Genomic DNA, 14,892 nt, shown 5'->3' with positions numbered 1-14,892 from the left:
GAGGAAATTTCCGTCGCCCCGTCCTGGGAGTCAATTTCCGTGGACAGGCATGAGTAGAAAGTACGCAGTTTCCATGCACTCCTCGATCGTATTGCCTCAGCGCAGCGCGTGGGTCCGTGCAGCATGGGGTGACCTTCCCGTCTCCTACTTCCAGAGCGACGAGAATCTCAATGACTGCGGTTTTATTGACTTGAAGGTCAATAAGTGGGAGATCAGTGGCAGTCGATTGTAATGGGGTCTGGACCCCTTCATCAGGGTTGAAATACTCAAGGGTCGGGGCCCTGCGATGGCAGATGCCAGATTGCAGCCCTGACGGTAGTCGCGAAGCAGCGCGTTGTTCCTCTGGACAGAAGGGTGCCGGGATCGATGGGCTTCATCCTCCCCCTCCGTGCATCAAGTGACGGTTTCCGCGGTCACGACTCGCGAGCGCTGCGTGATGACTGCGATTGATGTGCTCGTACATTGATATGCCCGGCAGGAATAACCACCTCCATTAAGTGTGTCCTTCACACCTGTCTACATAGTTCCAGAGATTTGGATCGATACAATAATATCGACCCATAAAGTTTCCCCGCGCTGCGCCGCCATCGATCGTACGGCCATGATCAAGGGAATTGAGATGCTCGCCTTACGCAACCTCCGAGTGGGATCCCGGCTGGGTGCCGGGTTTGGATTGCTGCTGCTGTTCATCGTGGCCATCGTTGGCCTGGCGCTGTACGGAAATCACCTGAAGTCCGCCCAGTTCGAGAAAGTGGTGGACGTCAACATGGTGAAGATGCGGCTGTTGAACGACATGCTGGATACCAACAACGCGGTGTTGATGCACCGCCGCCTGATGGTGATCAAGCGCGGCGAGGATTTCGACAAGGATTATCAGAAGGCGCAGGAGCTGTCGCAGACCTACGACGGCATCTGGGCCAGGTACATCAGGATTCCGCGCGACGCGACCGGCGATACCCTGGTGGCGAAAATCGACGCGGCACGCAAGGCCACCGAAGCCTCCACCCGGCATCTTCACGAGCGCATGAAGGCCGGGGATTTCGACGGCGCGGCCAAGGAACTGCTTGCCGAGCAGGGGCTGGCAACCGCGTGGAACGAAGCGATCTCGACCCTGCTGCGGCATCAGGAGACACTGACCGAGCGCAGCCGCGAGGAATACCGTTCAACTGAATCCTGGACCGGCACGCTGTCGATCGTGTTCGGCGTGTTGAGCCTGGTACTGGGCTCGCTGGCCGCCTGGGCCATCACCCGCAGCCTGACCCGCCCGCTGGAAGGCGCGGTGAAGCTGGCCGACGGCATCGCCAATGGGCGGCTGGACAACAGCATTGACGCCTCCGGCAACGATGAGGTCACGCAGCTGCTCAGGTCGATGCAGCGCATGCAGGCGCAGTTGCAGTCGGTGATGGCGGCGCAGGGCGAGTTGGCCCGCCAGCACGATGCCGGCAGCCTCAGCTATCGCATGGACGAGAGTGCCTTCCCTGGTGACTACGGGCGCATGGTGCACGAGACCAACGCGCTGGTCGGCTCACACGTGCAGGTACAGAGCCGGCTGATCGAAGTGATGAAGCATTACGCCCGTGGCGACCTGTCGGTGGACATGGATCCGCTGCCGGGCGAGAAGGCGGCGATCACCCAGGCAATGGACGAGACCAAGACCAGCCTGTCGGCGATCAACAGCGAGATCCGCCGGCTGGCGACGGCCGCGGCGGCGGGCGACTTCAGCCTGCGCGGCGATGAAGATCGCTTCGCCTACGATTTCCGCGACATGGTGGCCGGGCTCAATCGCCTGATGCAGACCACCGACCAGAACCTGGTGCAGGTGTCGAGCCTGCTGCAGGCGATCTCGCGCGGTGACCTCACCGTACGCATGCAGGGCGACTTCCACGGCGTGTTCGCCCGCATGCGCGATGACTGCAATGCCACCGTCGATCAGCTCAAGCAGATCGTCGGGCGCATCCAGGCCAGCGCGTCCAGCATCAATCTGGCGGCAGGCGAAATCGCCTCGGGCAACACCGATCTGTCGCGGCGCACCGAGCAGCAGGCGGCGAACCTGGAAGAGACGGCGGCGTCGATGGAGGAACTGACCTCCACCGTGAAGCAGAACGCCGAGCACGCCCGCCAGGCCAACCAGCTCGCCATCGGTGCGCACGGTGTCGCCTCGCAGGGCGGCGAGGTGGTCGGCCAGGTGGTCACCACGATGTCGGCCATCGAGGCCTCGTCGAAGAAGATCGCCGAGATCATCTCGGTCATCGATGGCATTGCCTTCCAGACCAACATCCTGGCGTTGAACGCGGCGGTGGAAGCCGCGCGTGCCGGCGAGCAGGGCAGGGGCTTTGCGGTGGTGGCCAGTGAGGTGCGCACGCTGGCACAGCGCTCGGCCGGTGCGGCCAAGGAGATCAAGGGCCTGATCGAGGATTCGGTTGGCAAGGTCGCCGATGGATCGGCGCTGGTCCGACAGGCAGGCACCACGATGGGCGAGATCGTTGCTTCCGTGCAGCGCGTGACCGACATCATGGCCGATATCTCTGCTGCCTCGCAGGAGCAGAGTTCGGGCATCGAACAGGTGAACCAGGCGGTGGTGCAGATGGACGAGACCACGCAGCAGAATGCGGCACTGGTGGAAGAGGCCAGTGCTGCGGCGCGTTCCATGGAGGAGCAGGCGAACCTGCTGGCCGAGGCGGTTTCGGTGTTCCGCACCGGCGCGGCAACGGCGGCTGCAGCCGTGCGTCCGGCCCTGGCTGCGGTGGCCGCGAAGGTCACCCCGGTGCGCAGGGCGGCAACGCTGTCGCCGCGCATCGAGCCGACACTAGCGGCCAATGCCGGGGGGTGGGAAGAGTTCTAGCAGAGGGCAATGCCGGCAGGGAGACGGCGCCCATCACGCTGGCTGATCGTGATGGGCGCGGATTTTCTTCCTGAACGCGCGATGGCCGATGAGGCCGCGGACACGCGCATTTCACTTCCGGTTGCCAGCCGCGGGAGGACACTTGCGCCATACCGGAACCTAGGAGATGGCCATGAAGACCTCGACCCGATTGCTTGTGCTGGGCACCCTGCTGGCGGCTTCGTCGGTGGCCGGCGCGCAGACCTATGGTCCGCGTGATGAAGGACGCCGATTCAACGATGGCAGCCGCGTGGTCTGCAAGAACGTGGAAGTGCAGCGCAACTCGCGCGATCCGAACCGCATCGCCGGTACGGCCACTGGCGCGGTGATCGGCGGCCTGCTGGGCAACCAGGTGGGCGGCGGCAATGGCAAGAAGCTCGCTACCGTGGCCGGTGCTGTTGCCGGTGGTGCGGCGGGCCGCCAGATCCAGGGCAACAGCCAGCAGAAGAATGGCGACCGCGTGGTCGAGCGCCGCTGCGAACGCGTCTATCGCTGATCAATCGCCGACGGCCCCCGTTTTTCCCCTTCCACATCGCAGTACTCGAACGCCGGCCTCGCGCCGGCGTTCTTCATTGCAGGAAAAGGGGACGGAGGGGATTAAGTCGCAATCCCCCCAACCGGCCGCTTACGACTTAATCCCCTCCGTCCCCTTTTTTGCGAGGAGGCGCCAGGTGGCGAGGCTGCCGTAGAGCAGCAGCAGGACGGTGAGGGTGATCAGTTCGTGGCTGACTTCGGCCAGGCTGGCGTCCATCTGGTTCAGGCGCACCATCAGGTTGATGCCGGAGGTGGTCGGCAGCAGCTGCGCCAGCCAGACCAGCGGTTGTGGCGTCATCACCGAGGGCCACGACAGGTTGGCGAGGAAGAACAGCGGGATCGAGGTGGCGATGATGTACTGGAAGGCGCGTTCGCGGGTGCGGAAGAAGCTGCCGACGAACAGGCCGAAGGCCACCGTCGCCGCGATGAACAGCGTGCCACCCAGCAGCTGGCCCAGCGGGTTGCCTCCGCGTGGATAGTCCTGCACCCAGGCAGTGAACCCGGCATACCAGAACAGACCGAACAGGCCGATCAGGCCGAAGCCCAGTGCCATGCCGGCCAGGGTCGGCAGGTCGAAGCGCAGGCGCCGGCCGAGCGCGAGGCGGCGGCCGCCGAGCAGGACGCCGATGCCCATCAGCAGCGTCTGGTGCACGATCAGCTCGGCCACGCCGGGAACGATGGCGCTGCCATAGCCTTCCTGCGTGTTGTACAGGGGGCGCTGCACAAGCGTGACCGGTGGTGCCTGCGGTGCGCCCATGAAGGCGGCCTGGCCGACCACGGCATCACGCCCGAACGCACCCAGCGCGTCAGCCACGCTGCCCAGCACCCAGCTGGCGCGTCCCAGGTAGGCACCGTTGCCAAGCAGTACTAGCTTGGCCGGGTGGCCGCGCAGGATGTCGCGCTCCAGATTGGCCGGGATCACGACGATCCCCTCGGCATGGCCGGCTTCCAGCTGCCGGCGTGCGCTGTCGACGTCCGCGGGTTGACCGACCACGCGCGCAACGCGCAGTGCGTCGAGCTTGCGCAGCAGCTCGCGGCTGGTCGCGCTGTGGTCTTCGTCCACCACCAGCACCGGCAGGTTGCCGGCCACCTGGTGCCGGTAGGCGGCTGGATAGAAGAACGAGTACAGGATCACCGCCCCGACCATCACCACGATCGCGTAGCGGTCGCAGAGCACTGCCATCAGGGTCTGCCGCAGGCTGCGCCAGAGTGCGCTCATGCGTCGGCCCCTGCGGGCTGTGCGGCGGCAGGTGTGCGCGCAAAGGCGATCAGGCGCAGGCCGCCGACGCCTCCTGCCACCACCGCCATCAACAACAGCGTGGCCAGCGGCCACACCGAAACCTGCAGCGGCGAACCGATGAACTGCTGCTGGGTCTGCAGCTTGATGTAGGCGCTGAGTGGCAGCAGCTGATGCCAGACGCGGGTGAACAAGGGACCGTCGAGGACCGGGAAGGTGGCGCTGGAGAAGGCCAACGCGGTGCCGATGCTGAGGCCGACTGCGGACAGCGCGGTACCCATGTCGCGGGTGACGCCGACGAAGAACAACGCGTAGGCGGCCGTGGCAAGGTAGAACAGTGGCTGTGCGAGCAGCAGCAGGAGCACGCTGCCGGCCACGCCGTCACCGCGCAGCCAGGCCAGGTAACCGATGCCGAGCGCGCCATACAGCGAGAACAGCAGGATGTATGGCGCGACCTTGCCGGCAATCGCCGGCCATGGCGCGCGGCCCAACGAGGCGGGCAGGGTGCCGTCGCGGATCTCGCGGCCAAGGCTGCCGGCCACTGCAAGTGCCAGCACCAGCGACAATACCGCCGGGAAGATCAACGGCAGCAGGAAAAGCTCGTAGCTGCGTGCCGGGTTGTAGAGGATGTCCGACTGCACCGCGATGGGTGCCGCGCGCAGCTTGCCCGGGCCGACCTGCAGGCCGATGCGCTCGCGCAGCAGGCGCGCGTTCCAGGCCGAGACCGCGTCGCCGATATCGCGCGACGCGGACTGGCCGGTGGTCATGTAGGTGGCGTTGTAATAGGCGAACACCGTGCCCTGGCGTCCACGCAACGCCTGCCGGGTGACATCGCGCGGCACCAGTACGATGGCGAACACATCCAGCCGACGCAGCTGCGAACGTGCGTCTTCCAGGTCCATCGGCTGGCTGGCGACGCGCACGCCGGGGCTGGCATCGAGCATGCGCAGCAGCAGGCGGCTGTCACTGCTGTGGTCGAGGTCGACCACCGCGATCGGGATGTCGCGCATCACCGAAGGCGTGAACATCCACGCCATCACCACCAGCATCAGCAGCGGCAGCACGGTGACCAGCAGCAGGTCGGCGCGGTTGCCGCGCAGCGACTGCAGCTCGCGCCGCCAGCTGGCGGCGAAGCCGCCGCGGCCGGGGCTCAGTGCTGGGGCCATGCGAACAGCACGCTCATGCCGGGGCGGAAGCCCTCGATGCGGCGTACCGGGCGCACCCGCACCTCGAAGCTGCGGACGTCGTAGCCGGACGACTGGCGGGTGGTACGCCAGGTTGCATAGTCGCCGGCCGGATTGATGAAGTAGACCTCGAATTCGCCGTCCAGGCCGAGCGCCGGCACGCTGCCCTGCAGCTTGCTGCCGACCTTCAGGCCCTGCATCTGCGATTCGCGCAGGTTCATGGCGACCCACATGCGGTCGATGTCGACCAGGGTGAACACCGGGTAGCCGGCCGGCACCAGCTCGCCCGGGTCGGCCATGCGCTTGTTGATTTCGCCGGCCACCGGCGCGCGCCCTTCCACTTCGACACGCGCGGCGTTGACTTCGGCCACCGCGCCCTGTGCCTGTTGCACCTGGCCCTGCGCGGCACGCTTGTCCTGCTCGCGCGCGCCGGCCAGGGCCATGTCGTACTGCGCGCGCGCGGCACGGGCCAGTTCACGCGAACTGGTGGCCTGGGCATGCGCTTCATCACGCTTCTGCCGGGTCATCACCCCTTCGTTGAACAGGTTCTGCACGCGCTGGTAAGTGGCTTCAGCCAGCGCCGCACCGGCTTCGGCCCGCTTCCAGTTCGCTTCGGCGGCGCGGATGTCTTCGCTGCGCGCGCCTTCGTCGGCCTTGTCGGCCACTGCCTGTGCGGCGGCCAAAGCGCCGTGCGCCTGCTGTTCCTTGGCGGCCACTTCGGGGCTGTCGAGCAGGAACAGCACCTGCCCGGCCTGCACGCGGTCGCCCTCGCGCACCTTCAGTTCGGCCACGCGCGCGGTGATCTTGGCGGCCACGTTGATCGTGTCCGCATCGGCCATGCCCTGGATCTGGTCGGCCGGGCTGCGCCAGGCCAGCCACAGGCCGAGCACCACCACGACCAGCAGCACCACTGCCAGGATCGGTCCCAACCGGCGCTTGCCCGGGGGCGTCGTCGCATCGTCGTGCAGCACATCACTCATGGTCGATCACCTCGTCCGCCCGCCGCCGGAACTCTTCGAAACGGTCCATCTGTCCACTGATCTCCAGCAACTGTGCCAGCGCAATATCGTATTGGTAGGCGGCCTGTGCGCGCTCGACGCGGGCGCCGCCCAGGCCGAGCCGCGCGTCGATCACATCCAGCGAAGTCGCCTGGCCTTCGCGGAACGCCAGCTCCTGCAGGCGCAGGTTTTCCTGTGCCTGGGCGATGCTGCTGTCGAGCAGCACGTACTGCTGGCGTGCGGTTTCCAGCTCGTTCCAGGCCTTGCGCACACCCAGCGCGACCTGGTTCTCGGCCTCGCGCAGGCCCGCTTCGGCCTGGTCCTGCTGCGCACGCGCGGCGCTGATCTGCGCCGGCCGCGAGTTCGGCGACAGGAAGGTGTACTTCAGGCCGATGCCGAACGCCCAGTCCGGATCGGTCAGCATCTCGTCGCGGCGACGGAAGTCGTACTGGCCGAAGGCGAAGATCTGTGGTTTCAGCTTGGCCTGCTGCACGCGCACGCCCTGTTCGGCCTGCGCCACCATCGCCCGCAGGCGCGCGATCTGCGGCTGCCGCGCCTGCGCGGTGCGTTCGAAGCTGGCCACCGGTTCCAGTGGCACGCGCTGCACGAACAGCGGCGACACCGGCTGCACCTCGCCGCCACTGCGCAGCAGCGTGGCCAGTGCGGCCTTCAGCGTGGCCAGGTCGTTCACCGTCTTCTGGTATTCGCGCTCGGCCTTGTCGCGGGCCACGGTGGCCTGCAGGCGCTGCGCGCGGGTGGCGAAGCCCTCGCGTTCCAGCTTCTCTGCGTCGGACAGGTGGCGGTTGAGGCCATCGCGCACATCGCGGCGCACGTCCACCGCCTGCTCGGCCAGGCGCTGGCCGAAATAGGCCTGGGCCAGCTGCACGGTCAGCGATTGGCGTTGTGCTTCGCGCTCGGCGCTGGCCTGTTCGTGGGCGGCACTGGCCGCACGTTGCGCGGCCGGAATCACGCCGCCGGTGTACAGCGGCAGCACTGCAGTCACCACCGGGCGGGTACGCCAGTCGCGTTCGGTGAACGACAGCGGCGAGTCGATGCCAAAGGCCTCGGCCACCGGAGCCAGCGAACCCAGGGGCAGGGTGAGCGTCTTCTGGAACTGCAGCCGGCGCACTTCGCCGGTGATCTCCGGCAGGCGCAGCAGGCGGGTCGCGTCCTGCAGGTCCTGCTTGTTGCGCACGGCGGCGTCGGCAGCGGCCAACGCATCGGAGACCTGCTCCAGGCGTTGCCGTGCCTGTTCCCAGTCCAATGCCGGTGCGTTGCTGGTGGGCTGCGCGGCGGCAGCGAATGGCAGGCAGGCTGCCAGCGCCAGCGCGGCCTTCGCGCGGTGCATCCTTGTACGTCGGCCGATCACGCCCATGCCGTCCCAGTAGTGAAGAAGTGCGCAAACGGTAGTGCGTGCAGCGTGAAGCCCGGGTCTGCGATCATCGGTTTGTCCTCAACGAAGGGTGCCTCTGGCCGCAGTGCGCAGCGCCTGGGTGATGTGCTGCAGCGTGCTTGAGCGCACGGCGGCATGCTGCCAGTACAGCGGCACATCGAGCCAGCGGCGGGGTTCCAGTACCACCACGCGGCCGGCGCGCACGGCGGGCGCGACCAGGGTTTCCGGAGCCATGCCCCAGCCGAGTCCGCACGCGGCGGCTTCGACGAAACCGGTGGAGGAGGGCAGGTAGTGTAGCGGCGGCTGCAGCCGCGCGCGGGTCAGGCGCCGCACGAAGCGCCACTGCAGTTCATCTTTGCGGTTGAACACCAGCATCGGTGCGTGCGCCAGGGTTGCGGCCTGCATGCCATCGCGGAAGTACTGGCGGGCGAAGCCGGGCGAGGCGATGGCGTGGTAGCGCATCGCGCCGAGCGGGTGCACGTTGCATCCCTTCACCGGTTGGCTTTCGGCGGTGACCGCGCCGAGCACGCTGCCATCGCGCAGCAGCTGCAGGGTGTGGTCCTGGTCGTCCATGCGCAGGTCGAACAGATAGCCGTGGCGCTGGTGCAGGTCGGCGATGGCCGGTACGAACCAGGTATCAAGCGAGTCATCGTTGACCGCCAGCGGGATCGGCGTGCGCGCAGCGTCGCTGCCACGCTCGGGTAGCAGCTCGGCCAATGCCTCGGCCTCCAGCGCCTGCATCGGTCGCACCCGGCGCAGCAGCGCTTCACCCGCGGCGGTCGGCCGGCAGGGTGCCTGGCGCACCACCAGTACCTGCCCGAGCCTGTCCTCCAGGGCCTTGATCCGCTGCGACAGTGCTGACGGGCTGATCGACAGGCGGCGTGCCGCAGCCTCGAAGCTGCCTTCCTCCAGCACCGCGGCAAACGCGGCCAGTTGCGGGTGTACCAGGTCCATGCCGGTGCCTCTTCAGTTTTCCTGCACAGGATAAAGAAAAATCAGTTTGTCTAATCAAGGCGGTTGGCGGCACCCTGCGCGTCCCCTCGCTGCCTGGCCTGTCCCGATGTGGATTGCCGCTACCGCCGCCGGCCTGTTCGCAGGTGCCGGCCTGATCATCGCCATCGGCGCGCAGAATGCCTTCGTGCTGCGCCAGGGCCTGCAGCAGCGCAATGTGGGGACGGTAGTGCTGGCCTGCGCCGGCGCGGATATCGCGCTGATCCTTGCTGGCGTTGGCGGCATGGGCGCGCTGGTGCTGCAGTGGCCGCTGCTGCTGCAGGTGCTGCGCTTCGGTGGTGCGGCCTTCCTGTTCTGGTATGGCCTGCGGGCGGGGCTGCGCGCGTGGCGCGGTGGCAGTGCCCTGGCCGCCGCCGAGGCGCAGGGCGGCAGCGGACGGCAGGTACTGCTGACCTGCCTGGCGTTCACGCTGCTCAACCCGCACGTCTATCTGGATACGGTGGTGCTGCTGGGCAGTCTGTCCACGCGCTACCCCGGTGACCTGCGCTGGGCGTTCGCCGCCGGTGCCTGCGCCGCCAGCGTGGCCTGGTTCTGCACGCTGGGCTATGGCGCGCGCCTGTTGCAGCCGGTGTTCCGCAGGCCGGGCGCCTGGCGGGTGCTGGATGCCGCCGTGGCGGTCTTCATGTCCTGCCTCGCCACGCTGCTGCTGTTGCGCCCGCTCTAGGCCGCGTCCACCGCGCACTGCGGGGTTTCGCCGGGGCGCAGGGTCAGCACGCGCACGCCGCTGCGGGTGACCGCCACGGTGTGCTCGAACTGCGCCGACAGCTTGCCGTCGCGGGTGTAGACCGGCCATTGGTCCGGCTGCTGACGGATGGCCGGCTTGCCCTGGTTGAGCATCGGCTCGATGGTGAACACCATGCCTTCTTCCAGCACCATGCCGGTGTTGGGATGGCCGTAATGCAGGATCTGCGGTTCCTCGTGCATCTGCTGGCCGATGCCATGGCCGCAGTATTCCTTCACCACGCTGTAGCCGTGGCTGCGCGCGTGGCGGGCGATGGCGTGGCCGATATCGCCCAGGCGCGCTCCCGGGCGCACCGCAGCGATGCCTTTCCACATCGCCTGGTAGGTGGCCTGCACCAGCCTGCGCGCGGCGTAGTCGACCTCACCGACCAGGTAGGTGGTGCTGGAGTCGGCGATGTAGCCGTTCTTCTCCAGGGTGATGTCGAGGTTGACGATCTGGCCGTTGCGCAGCACGTCGGTGGTGCTGGGAACGCCGTGGCAGACCACGTTGTCGATCGAGGTGTTGAGCACATACGGGAAGCCGTACTGGCCCTTGCTGGCCGGCCGCGCCTGCAGCTCATCGACGATCATGCGCTCGACGAAGTCGTTGATCTCCATCGTGCTGCGTCCCTGCAGCGGCAGCTGGTCGAGCGCGGCGAATACCTGCGCCAGCAGGCGCCCGGATTCGGCCAGCAACGCGATTTCGTGCGGCTGCTTGATCATCGTCATGTCAGGCCCGCCCGGGCGCCAGCGCCTGCGGCTGCACCCCGGCTGCCCGCAGTTCGCTGGCGACGATGTCCTGGAAGCTCAGCGTGGGGTTCATCTCGCACAGCATGCCGACCCGGATCCAGAAGGTGGCCTGGGCGTTGATCGAACGGCTGGAGACGGTGCAGGCACGGCGCAGCTGGTCGTGCAGGGTGTCATCGATGTTGACGATGCCCATGGGCGGTCCTGGCGGAATGGATATATGAAGCATATATGTTCCGTATATCCGCCTCAAGCCCGCATCGTTCAGTCCACGTGGGTGGCAAAGCGCAGTCGGTTGTCGTCCGGGTCACGCAGGAGCATCTCGCGGCTGCCCCATCCGGTGTCGTGCGGTGGCTGCTCGATCGGTACGTTGGCGGCACTGAAGGCGCGGTGCAGGGCGTCGACGTCTTCAACGATGAAGTACACCGCGCCGCCGACCTCGCAGTCGCCGCTGTGTTCGGTGAGGAAGATCGTCTGGCCGTCGCGGGTGAGCTGGGCGAACAGCGGGAAGCCGGGTTCGAAGCGGTGTTCCCAGTCGACCACGAAACCCAGCCCCTGCACGTAGAACGGCAGGGTGGTGTCGGCATGGCGCATGCGCAGTTGCGGGATGACGGTCTGGGGCATCGCGAGGCTCCGGGGCGGGAGTCCAGTGTAGTGCCGGCCGCTGGCCGGCATCCCGGCGAGCCTGGGAACGATGAGGTTGCCGGCCAGCGGCCGGCACTACCGAAGCCACGCCGGCCAGCGGCCGGCACGACCGGCGCGGTCAGCAGGCGGTCGGCACGGCGGCCATCGCCGCCAGCAGTTCGCGATTCACCTGCTGGTGCCGTGCCTGCCACATCGGCAGATCCTCGGCGCTGACGTCAGGTTGACCATCCAGCGACGACAGCCAGCGCTTGAAGCGGCTCTGGTAGTTGGCCAGCGACACTTCGCCGGTGATGTCGCTGCCGACCAGGCCGCCGGCGCGCAGCGCTTCGATCACCACCAGTGCGTGTTCCAGCTGGAAGCGGCCCTGGTCCCAGTTGCTGCGGGCGACGTCCTCGGCGAACACATCCTTGTCGATCGACAGGTAGGTCGGTTGCGGCGACTTGGCCTGCTCGGCGGCGAATGCGGCAACCAGTGCCTCCGGGTGCTCGAACCGTCGGAATGCACGGCCGCTGCCGAGGCGGTGGCCCCAGCCCACGTCCACATCCATGCACCAGTAAGTCAGGCGCCCGCCCATCAGGGGGCGCCAATGGTTCTCCCAGGCGTGGCCCAGGCCGATGTCACTGGAGGTGATGCCGAGCACATGGATGTGCGAGATCTGCGGCAGCTTGCTGGCCGCGTTCACCCACGACCCGCAGTGCATGCCGAACGGGAAACGCATGTTGTCCGGATGGTTGTCCAGCACCACCAGCTGGAACGGCTGGTGCGCGCGCATGCGACGCAGCAGCGGCAGGCTGAGGTGGTGGAAGTCGCCACTGCCGAGCATCACCGTGCCGAGCTGGGCCGGCAGCGGTGCCAGCACTTCAGCGGCGAAACGGTCCAGGGTTGAAGTGCTGCAGGCGAAGCGCAGCGGATCGTGCCACTGCGGCAGCGCCAGGGTCTGCGCCTGTGGCAGCGGCAGTACGCCACCGTCCAGGTCCAGGATCAGCGGAAAACGCGACGACATCGTTCAACCGCCTCCATCAGGTTCGCCCTGCAGGTACGGGGCCAGCTTGCGCAGGGCAGCGCGCAGCAGCGGGGAGCGGGCGTGGATCGCGTGCCGGGTGGAGGTGAAGCGGGCGCCCAGCTCGGCCTTGATCCGCGAGTCGGTCCAGCCGGCCACGTAGTGGCTCAGGCCGTGCTGCAGCGCGTACTCGAGGTTGTGCATCCAGCTGACCGCGTACAGGTTGTGCTCGCGTGATTGCGGGTAGGCCAGGCCGATGTACTTGTCCACCAGCTTTCCGGCGTGGATGTAGCACAGGTTCCAGCCGATCAGCAGACCCTGGTGGCGGTACAGGAACATCCGTCCCTGGCCCTGGCTGTCGGCCAGCAGGTGTTGGAAGTAGGGCAGGTCGAGCTGGTCGAAATGCACCGCGCTCTGCGCGAACACGCCCAGGTACAGCGCGTACAGTTCGGCCTGCAGTCGCGGGTCGGCGAGGGCCGGATCGCCGGTGGCGATGCAGTCGATCTGCAGGCCATCGCGCGAGCGCAGCTTGCGCCGGATGTTCTTGCGGCGCGAGGACGACAGGCGTCCGAGATAGCCATCGATCGAATCGAAATCGATCGCCACCCAGGCCAGCGGCATGCCTTCCAGTTCGACGAAGCCGCGTGCCAGCAGCGCCTGCAGGAAGGCGCTGCTGTGTGCATTGGCCGCGTCGTCCAGCAGCGGCGAATCGATTGCCAGGTCCTTGACCACCAGCAGCCGGGAATCGCCGATCGCGTGACGCGTCACGTCCTCGGCCAATGCCTCTGGTGCGACGTGCGCGGGCAACGGGGTGTACTCGGTGCTGGTGGCACCGACGAAGCGGGTCTTCCAGGTGATCCAGGGCCGCCACAGGCGCGACAGCGGCAAGCCAAGCAGCTTGCCGCGCAGGTCGTCGTCCATCGTGGTGGTCAGGTCGAGCGGCGCACGGAAGGTCGGCAGGCCGCTGGGAAGCAGGCCTGCCTCGAATCCAAGCGGCGGGTGGGCCAGGAAGCCCTCCAGCAGCGCGGCCGGTTCCAGCGCGGTGCTGGATGCGCGTGACGTCATCTCCATCGGCACGGGAACCGGCAGCGCATCGACCTCAGCCCTTGGCCTTGGTCAGCGCCTGGTCGAGCAGGGTGATCGCCAGGTCGATCTCTTCGTAGCTGATGTCCAGCGACGGCGCGAAGGTGATCACGTTCTTGTACCAGCCACCCACGTCGAGCACGAGGCCCATGCGCTTGCCGTCGTGCAGGAGGTCACCGGCCAGGCCGATGTCGACCATGCGGTCCAGCAGTTCCTTGTTGGGGGTGTAGCCGTCGGTCTGGCAGATCTCGGCGCGCAGGGCCAGGCCCAGGCCGTCGACGTCGCCGATCTCCGGGTGACGCTTCTGCAGGCCACGCAGGCCGTCCAGGAAGTACGCGCCCTTCTCCGGCACGGTGCGCTCGTAATCCATTTCCTTGCCCAGCTTCAGCACTTCCAGGCCGAGGCGGGTGCCCAGCGGATTGGAGTTGAAGGTGGAGTGGGTGGAGCCCGGCGGGAACACGGTCGGGTTGATCAGTTCTTCGCGCGCCCACAGGCCCGACAGCGGGTTCAGGCCGTTGGTCAGCGCCTTGCCGAACACCAGCACGTCCGGGGTAACGCCGAAGTGCTCGATCGACCACAGCTTGCCGGTGCGCCAGAAACCCATCTGGATTTCATCGACGACCATCAGGATGCCGTACCTGTCCAGCACGCGCTTGAGGCCAGTGAAGAAGTTGCGCGGCGGGATGACGTAGCCACCGGTGCCCTGGATCGGCTCGACGTAGAACGCGGCGTACTCGGCCTGGCCGACCTTGGGATCCCACACGCCGTTGTACTCGCTTTCGAACAGGCGCTCGAACTGCCACACGCAGTGGTCGGAATACTCGTCCGGGGTCATGCCCTTCGGGCGACGGAACGGGTACGGGAACGGGATGAACATCGCGCGCTCGCCGAAGTGGCCGTAGCGGCGGCGGTAGCGGTAGCTGGAGGTGATCGACGAGGCACCCAGGGTGCGGCCGTGGTAGCCGCCCTCGAAGGCGAACATCAGGCTCTTGCCGCCGCGCGCGTTGCGCACGATCTTCAGCGAATCTTCAATGGCCTGCGCGCCGCCGACGTTGAAGTGCACGCGGCCGTCGAGGCCGAACTTCTGGTGCATGTCCACGCCAATGGTCTTGGCCAGCTGCACGCGGGTCGGGTGCAGGTACTGGCTGGCGACCTGCGGCAGGGTGTCGATCTGGTCCTTCAGCGCGTCGTTCAGGCGCTTGTTGCTGTAGCCGAAGTTGCAGGCCGAGTACCACATCTGCAGGTCGAGGTAGGGCACGCCCGCACCATCGAACATGTAGCTTCCTTCGCCGCGCTGGAAGATCTTCGGCGGGTCGACGTAGTGGACGGTGTCGCCGAAGGAGCTGTAGCGGGCTTCGTCGGCCAGCAGCTGCGCGTCGGAGGCAGCCGCGTCGGCGTTCTTGTCAAAAATGTTCATGCAGTTCGGTTCCGTGAAGGACGTTCGAAAGGGGTGACGGGG

General features: G+C 67.0%; 14 protein-coding genes. 3 read left to right on the top strand and 11 right to left on the bottom strand.

Features of this window, described 5'->3' with window-relative positions; translation table 11 throughout:
- Window positions 1–619: 619 nt before the first annotated feature.
- Together AC5P6H_RS10540 and AC5P6H_RS10535 are read left to right on the top strand one after the other, a co-directional pair.
- On the top strand, window positions 620–2,842 hold the full coding sequence (locus AC5P6H_RS10540) for a methyl-accepting chemotaxis protein (protein WP_495202591.1): 2,223 nt from the start codon (window positions 620–622) through the stop codon (window positions 2,840–2,842).
- Between the two features lie 166 nt (window positions 2,843–3,008).
- On the top strand, window positions 3,009–3,377 hold the full coding sequence (locus AC5P6H_RS10535) for a glycine zipper 2TM domain-containing protein (RefSeq protein ID WP_014646414.1): 369 nt from the start codon (window positions 3,009–3,011) through the stop codon (window positions 3,375–3,377).
- Window positions 3,378–3,506: 129 nt separating this feature from the next.
- On the opposite strand, the gene AC5P6H_RS10530 is transcribed toward AC5P6H_RS10535, so the two are convergent.
- The 5 genes from AC5P6H_RS10530 to AC5P6H_RS10510 all read right to left on the bottom strand — a co-directional run bounded on the left by AC5P6H_RS10530 (window position 3,507) and on the right by AC5P6H_RS10510 (window position 9,181).
- Window positions 3,507–4,634 carry an ABC transporter permease gene (locus AC5P6H_RS10530; protein WP_014646415.1) on the bottom strand — a complete coding sequence of 376 codons (1,128 nt, stop codon included), beginning with the start codon at window positions 4,632–4,634 and terminating at the stop codon, window positions 3,507–3,509.
- Window positions 4,631–5,818, bottom strand: coding sequence for an ABC transporter permease (locus AC5P6H_RS10525; protein ID WP_495202590.1), 1,188 nt, complete (start codon window positions 5,816–5,818; stop codon window positions 4,631–4,633). The genes AC5P6H_RS10530 and AC5P6H_RS10525 overlap by 4 nt, the downstream gene beginning before the upstream one ends.
- The gene (locus AC5P6H_RS10520; protein ID WP_197604509.1) at window positions 5,803–6,816 is read right to left on the bottom strand and encodes an HlyD family secretion protein; all 1,014 of its coding nucleotides are present in this window, start codon (window positions 6,814–6,816) and stop codon (window positions 5,803–5,805) included. Before AC5P6H_RS10520 ends, AC5P6H_RS10525 begins: the two co-directional genes overlap by 16 nt.
- The gene (locus AC5P6H_RS10515; protein WP_014646418.1) at window positions 6,809–8,209 is read right to left on the bottom strand and encodes a TolC family protein; all 1,401 of its coding nucleotides are present in this window, start codon (window positions 8,207–8,209) and stop codon (window positions 6,809–6,811) included. The genes AC5P6H_RS10520 and AC5P6H_RS10515 overlap by 8 nt, the downstream gene beginning before the upstream one ends.
- 78 nt (window positions 8,210–8,287) lie before the next feature.
- Window positions 8,288–9,181 carry a LysR family transcriptional regulator ArgP gene (locus AC5P6H_RS10510; protein WP_046429615.1) on the bottom strand — a complete coding sequence of 298 codons (894 nt, stop codon included), beginning with the start codon at window positions 9,179–9,181 and terminating at the stop codon, window positions 8,288–8,290.
- A gap of 106 nt (window positions 9,182–9,287) precedes the next feature.
- Between AC5P6H_RS10510 and AC5P6H_RS10505 the strand changes: the two genes are divergently transcribed.
- Window positions 9,288–9,902 carry a LysE/ArgO family amino acid transporter gene (locus AC5P6H_RS10505; RefSeq protein ID WP_014646420.1) on the top strand — a complete coding sequence of 205 codons (615 nt, stop codon included), beginning with the start codon at window positions 9,288–9,290 and terminating at the stop codon, window positions 9,900–9,902.
- On the opposite strand, the gene map is transcribed toward AC5P6H_RS10505, so the two are convergent.
- The 6 genes from map to AC5P6H_RS10475 all read right to left on the bottom strand — a co-directional run bounded on the left by map (window position 9,899) and on the right by AC5P6H_RS10475 (window position 14,850).
- The gene (gene map / locus AC5P6H_RS10500; RefSeq protein WP_014646421.1) at window positions 9,899–10,681 is read right to left on the bottom strand and encodes a type I methionyl aminopeptidase; all 783 of its coding nucleotides are present in this window, start codon (window positions 10,679–10,681) and stop codon (window positions 9,899–9,901) included. The genes AC5P6H_RS10505 and map overlap by 4 nt on opposite strands.
- 7 nt (window positions 10,682–10,688) lie before the next feature.
- Window positions 10,689–10,901 (bottom strand): ParD-like family protein, encoded by a 213-nt coding sequence (locus AC5P6H_RS10495; RefSeq protein WP_014646422.1) that lies wholly within the window; start codon window positions 10,899–10,901, stop codon window positions 10,689–10,691.
- 68 nt (window positions 10,902–10,969) lie between these two features.
- Entirely contained in the window at window positions 10,970–11,329 is a 360-nt protein-coding gene (locus tag AC5P6H_RS10490) for a bleomycin resistance protein (protein WP_481442117.1), read from the bottom strand.
- A gap of 139 nt (window positions 11,330–11,468) precedes the next feature.
- Window positions 11,469–12,353: an arginase family protein gene (locus AC5P6H_RS10485; RefSeq protein WP_046429619.1), complete on the bottom strand. Its 885-nt coding sequence runs from the start codon at window positions 12,351–12,353 to the stop codon at window positions 11,469–11,471.
- A 3-nt stretch (window positions 12,354–12,356) separates the two neighbouring features.
- Window positions 12,357–13,421 (bottom strand): GNAT family N-acetyltransferase, encoded by a 1,065-nt coding sequence (locus AC5P6H_RS10480; RefSeq protein WP_053494653.1) that lies wholly within the window; start codon window positions 13,419–13,421, stop codon window positions 12,357–12,359.
- A gap of 28 nt (window positions 13,422–13,449) precedes the next feature.
- Window positions 13,450–14,850 (bottom strand): aspartate aminotransferase family protein, encoded by a 1,401-nt coding sequence (locus tag AC5P6H_RS10475; protein ID WP_495202589.1) that lies wholly within the window; start codon window positions 14,848–14,850, stop codon window positions 13,450–13,452.
- Window positions 14,851–14,892 lie beyond the last annotated feature (42 nt).

Source organism: Stenotrophomonas sp. YJH_SMC_110 (genome assembly GCF_059369255.1).
This window is presented reverse-complemented; position numbering and strand designations above follow the sequence as displayed.

Excerpts from the sequence above, each read along its gene's own strand:
- AC5P6H_RS10485 (WP_046429619.1), bottom strand. The coding sequence starts at position 12,353 with ATGTCGTCGCGTTTTCCGCTGATCCTGGACCTGGACGGTGGCGTACTG.
- AC5P6H_RS10525 (WP_495202590.1), bottom strand. The coding sequence starts at position 5,818 with ATGGCCCCAGCACTGAGCCCCGGCCGCGGCGGCTTCGCCGCCAGCTGG.
- AC5P6H_RS10520 (WP_197604509.1), bottom strand. The coding sequence starts at position 6,816 with ATGAGTGATGTGCTGCACGACGATGCGACGACGCCCCCGGGCAAGCGC.
- AC5P6H_RS10490 (WP_481442117.1), bottom strand. The coding sequence starts at position 11,329 with ATGCCCCAGACCGTCATCCCGCAACTGCGCATGCGCCATGCCGACACC.
- AC5P6H_RS10530 (WP_014646415.1), bottom strand. The coding sequence starts at position 4,634 with ATGAGCGCACTCTGGCGCAGCCTGCGGCAGACCCTGATGGCAGTGCTC.
- AC5P6H_RS10510 (WP_046429615.1), bottom strand. The coding sequence starts at position 9,181 with ATGGACCTGGTACACCCGCAACTGGCCGCGTTTGCCGCGGTGCTGGAG.
- AC5P6H_RS10475 (WP_495202589.1), bottom strand. The coding sequence starts at position 14,850 with ATGAACATTTTTGACAAGAACGCCGACGCGGCTGCCTCCGACGCGCAG.
- AC5P6H_RS10505 (WP_014646420.1), top strand. The coding sequence starts at position 9,288 with ATGTGGATTGCCGCTACCGCCGCCGGCCTGTTCGCAGGTGCCGGCCTG.
- AC5P6H_RS10495 (WP_014646422.1), bottom strand. The coding sequence starts at position 10,901 with ATGGGCATCGTCAACATCGATGACACCCTGCACGACCAGCTGCGCCGT.
- AC5P6H_RS10480 (WP_053494653.1), bottom strand. The coding sequence starts at position 13,421 with ATGGAGATGACGTCACGCGCATCCAGCACCGCGCTGGAACCGGCCGCG.
- AC5P6H_RS10540 (WP_495202591.1), top strand. The coding sequence starts at position 620 with ATGCTCGCCTTACGCAACCTCCGAGTGGGATCCCGGCTGGGTGCCGGG.
- AC5P6H_RS10515 (WP_014646418.1), bottom strand. The coding sequence starts at position 8,209 with ATGGGCGTGATCGGCCGACGTACAAGGATGCACCGCGCGAAGGCCGCG.
- AC5P6H_RS10535 (WP_014646414.1), top strand. The coding sequence starts at position 3,009 with ATGGCCATGAAGACCTCGACCCGATTGCTTGTGCTGGGCACCCTGCTG.
- map (WP_014646421.1), bottom strand. The coding sequence starts at position 10,681 with ATGATCAAGCAGCCGCACGAAATCGCGTTGCTGGCCGAATCCGGGCGC.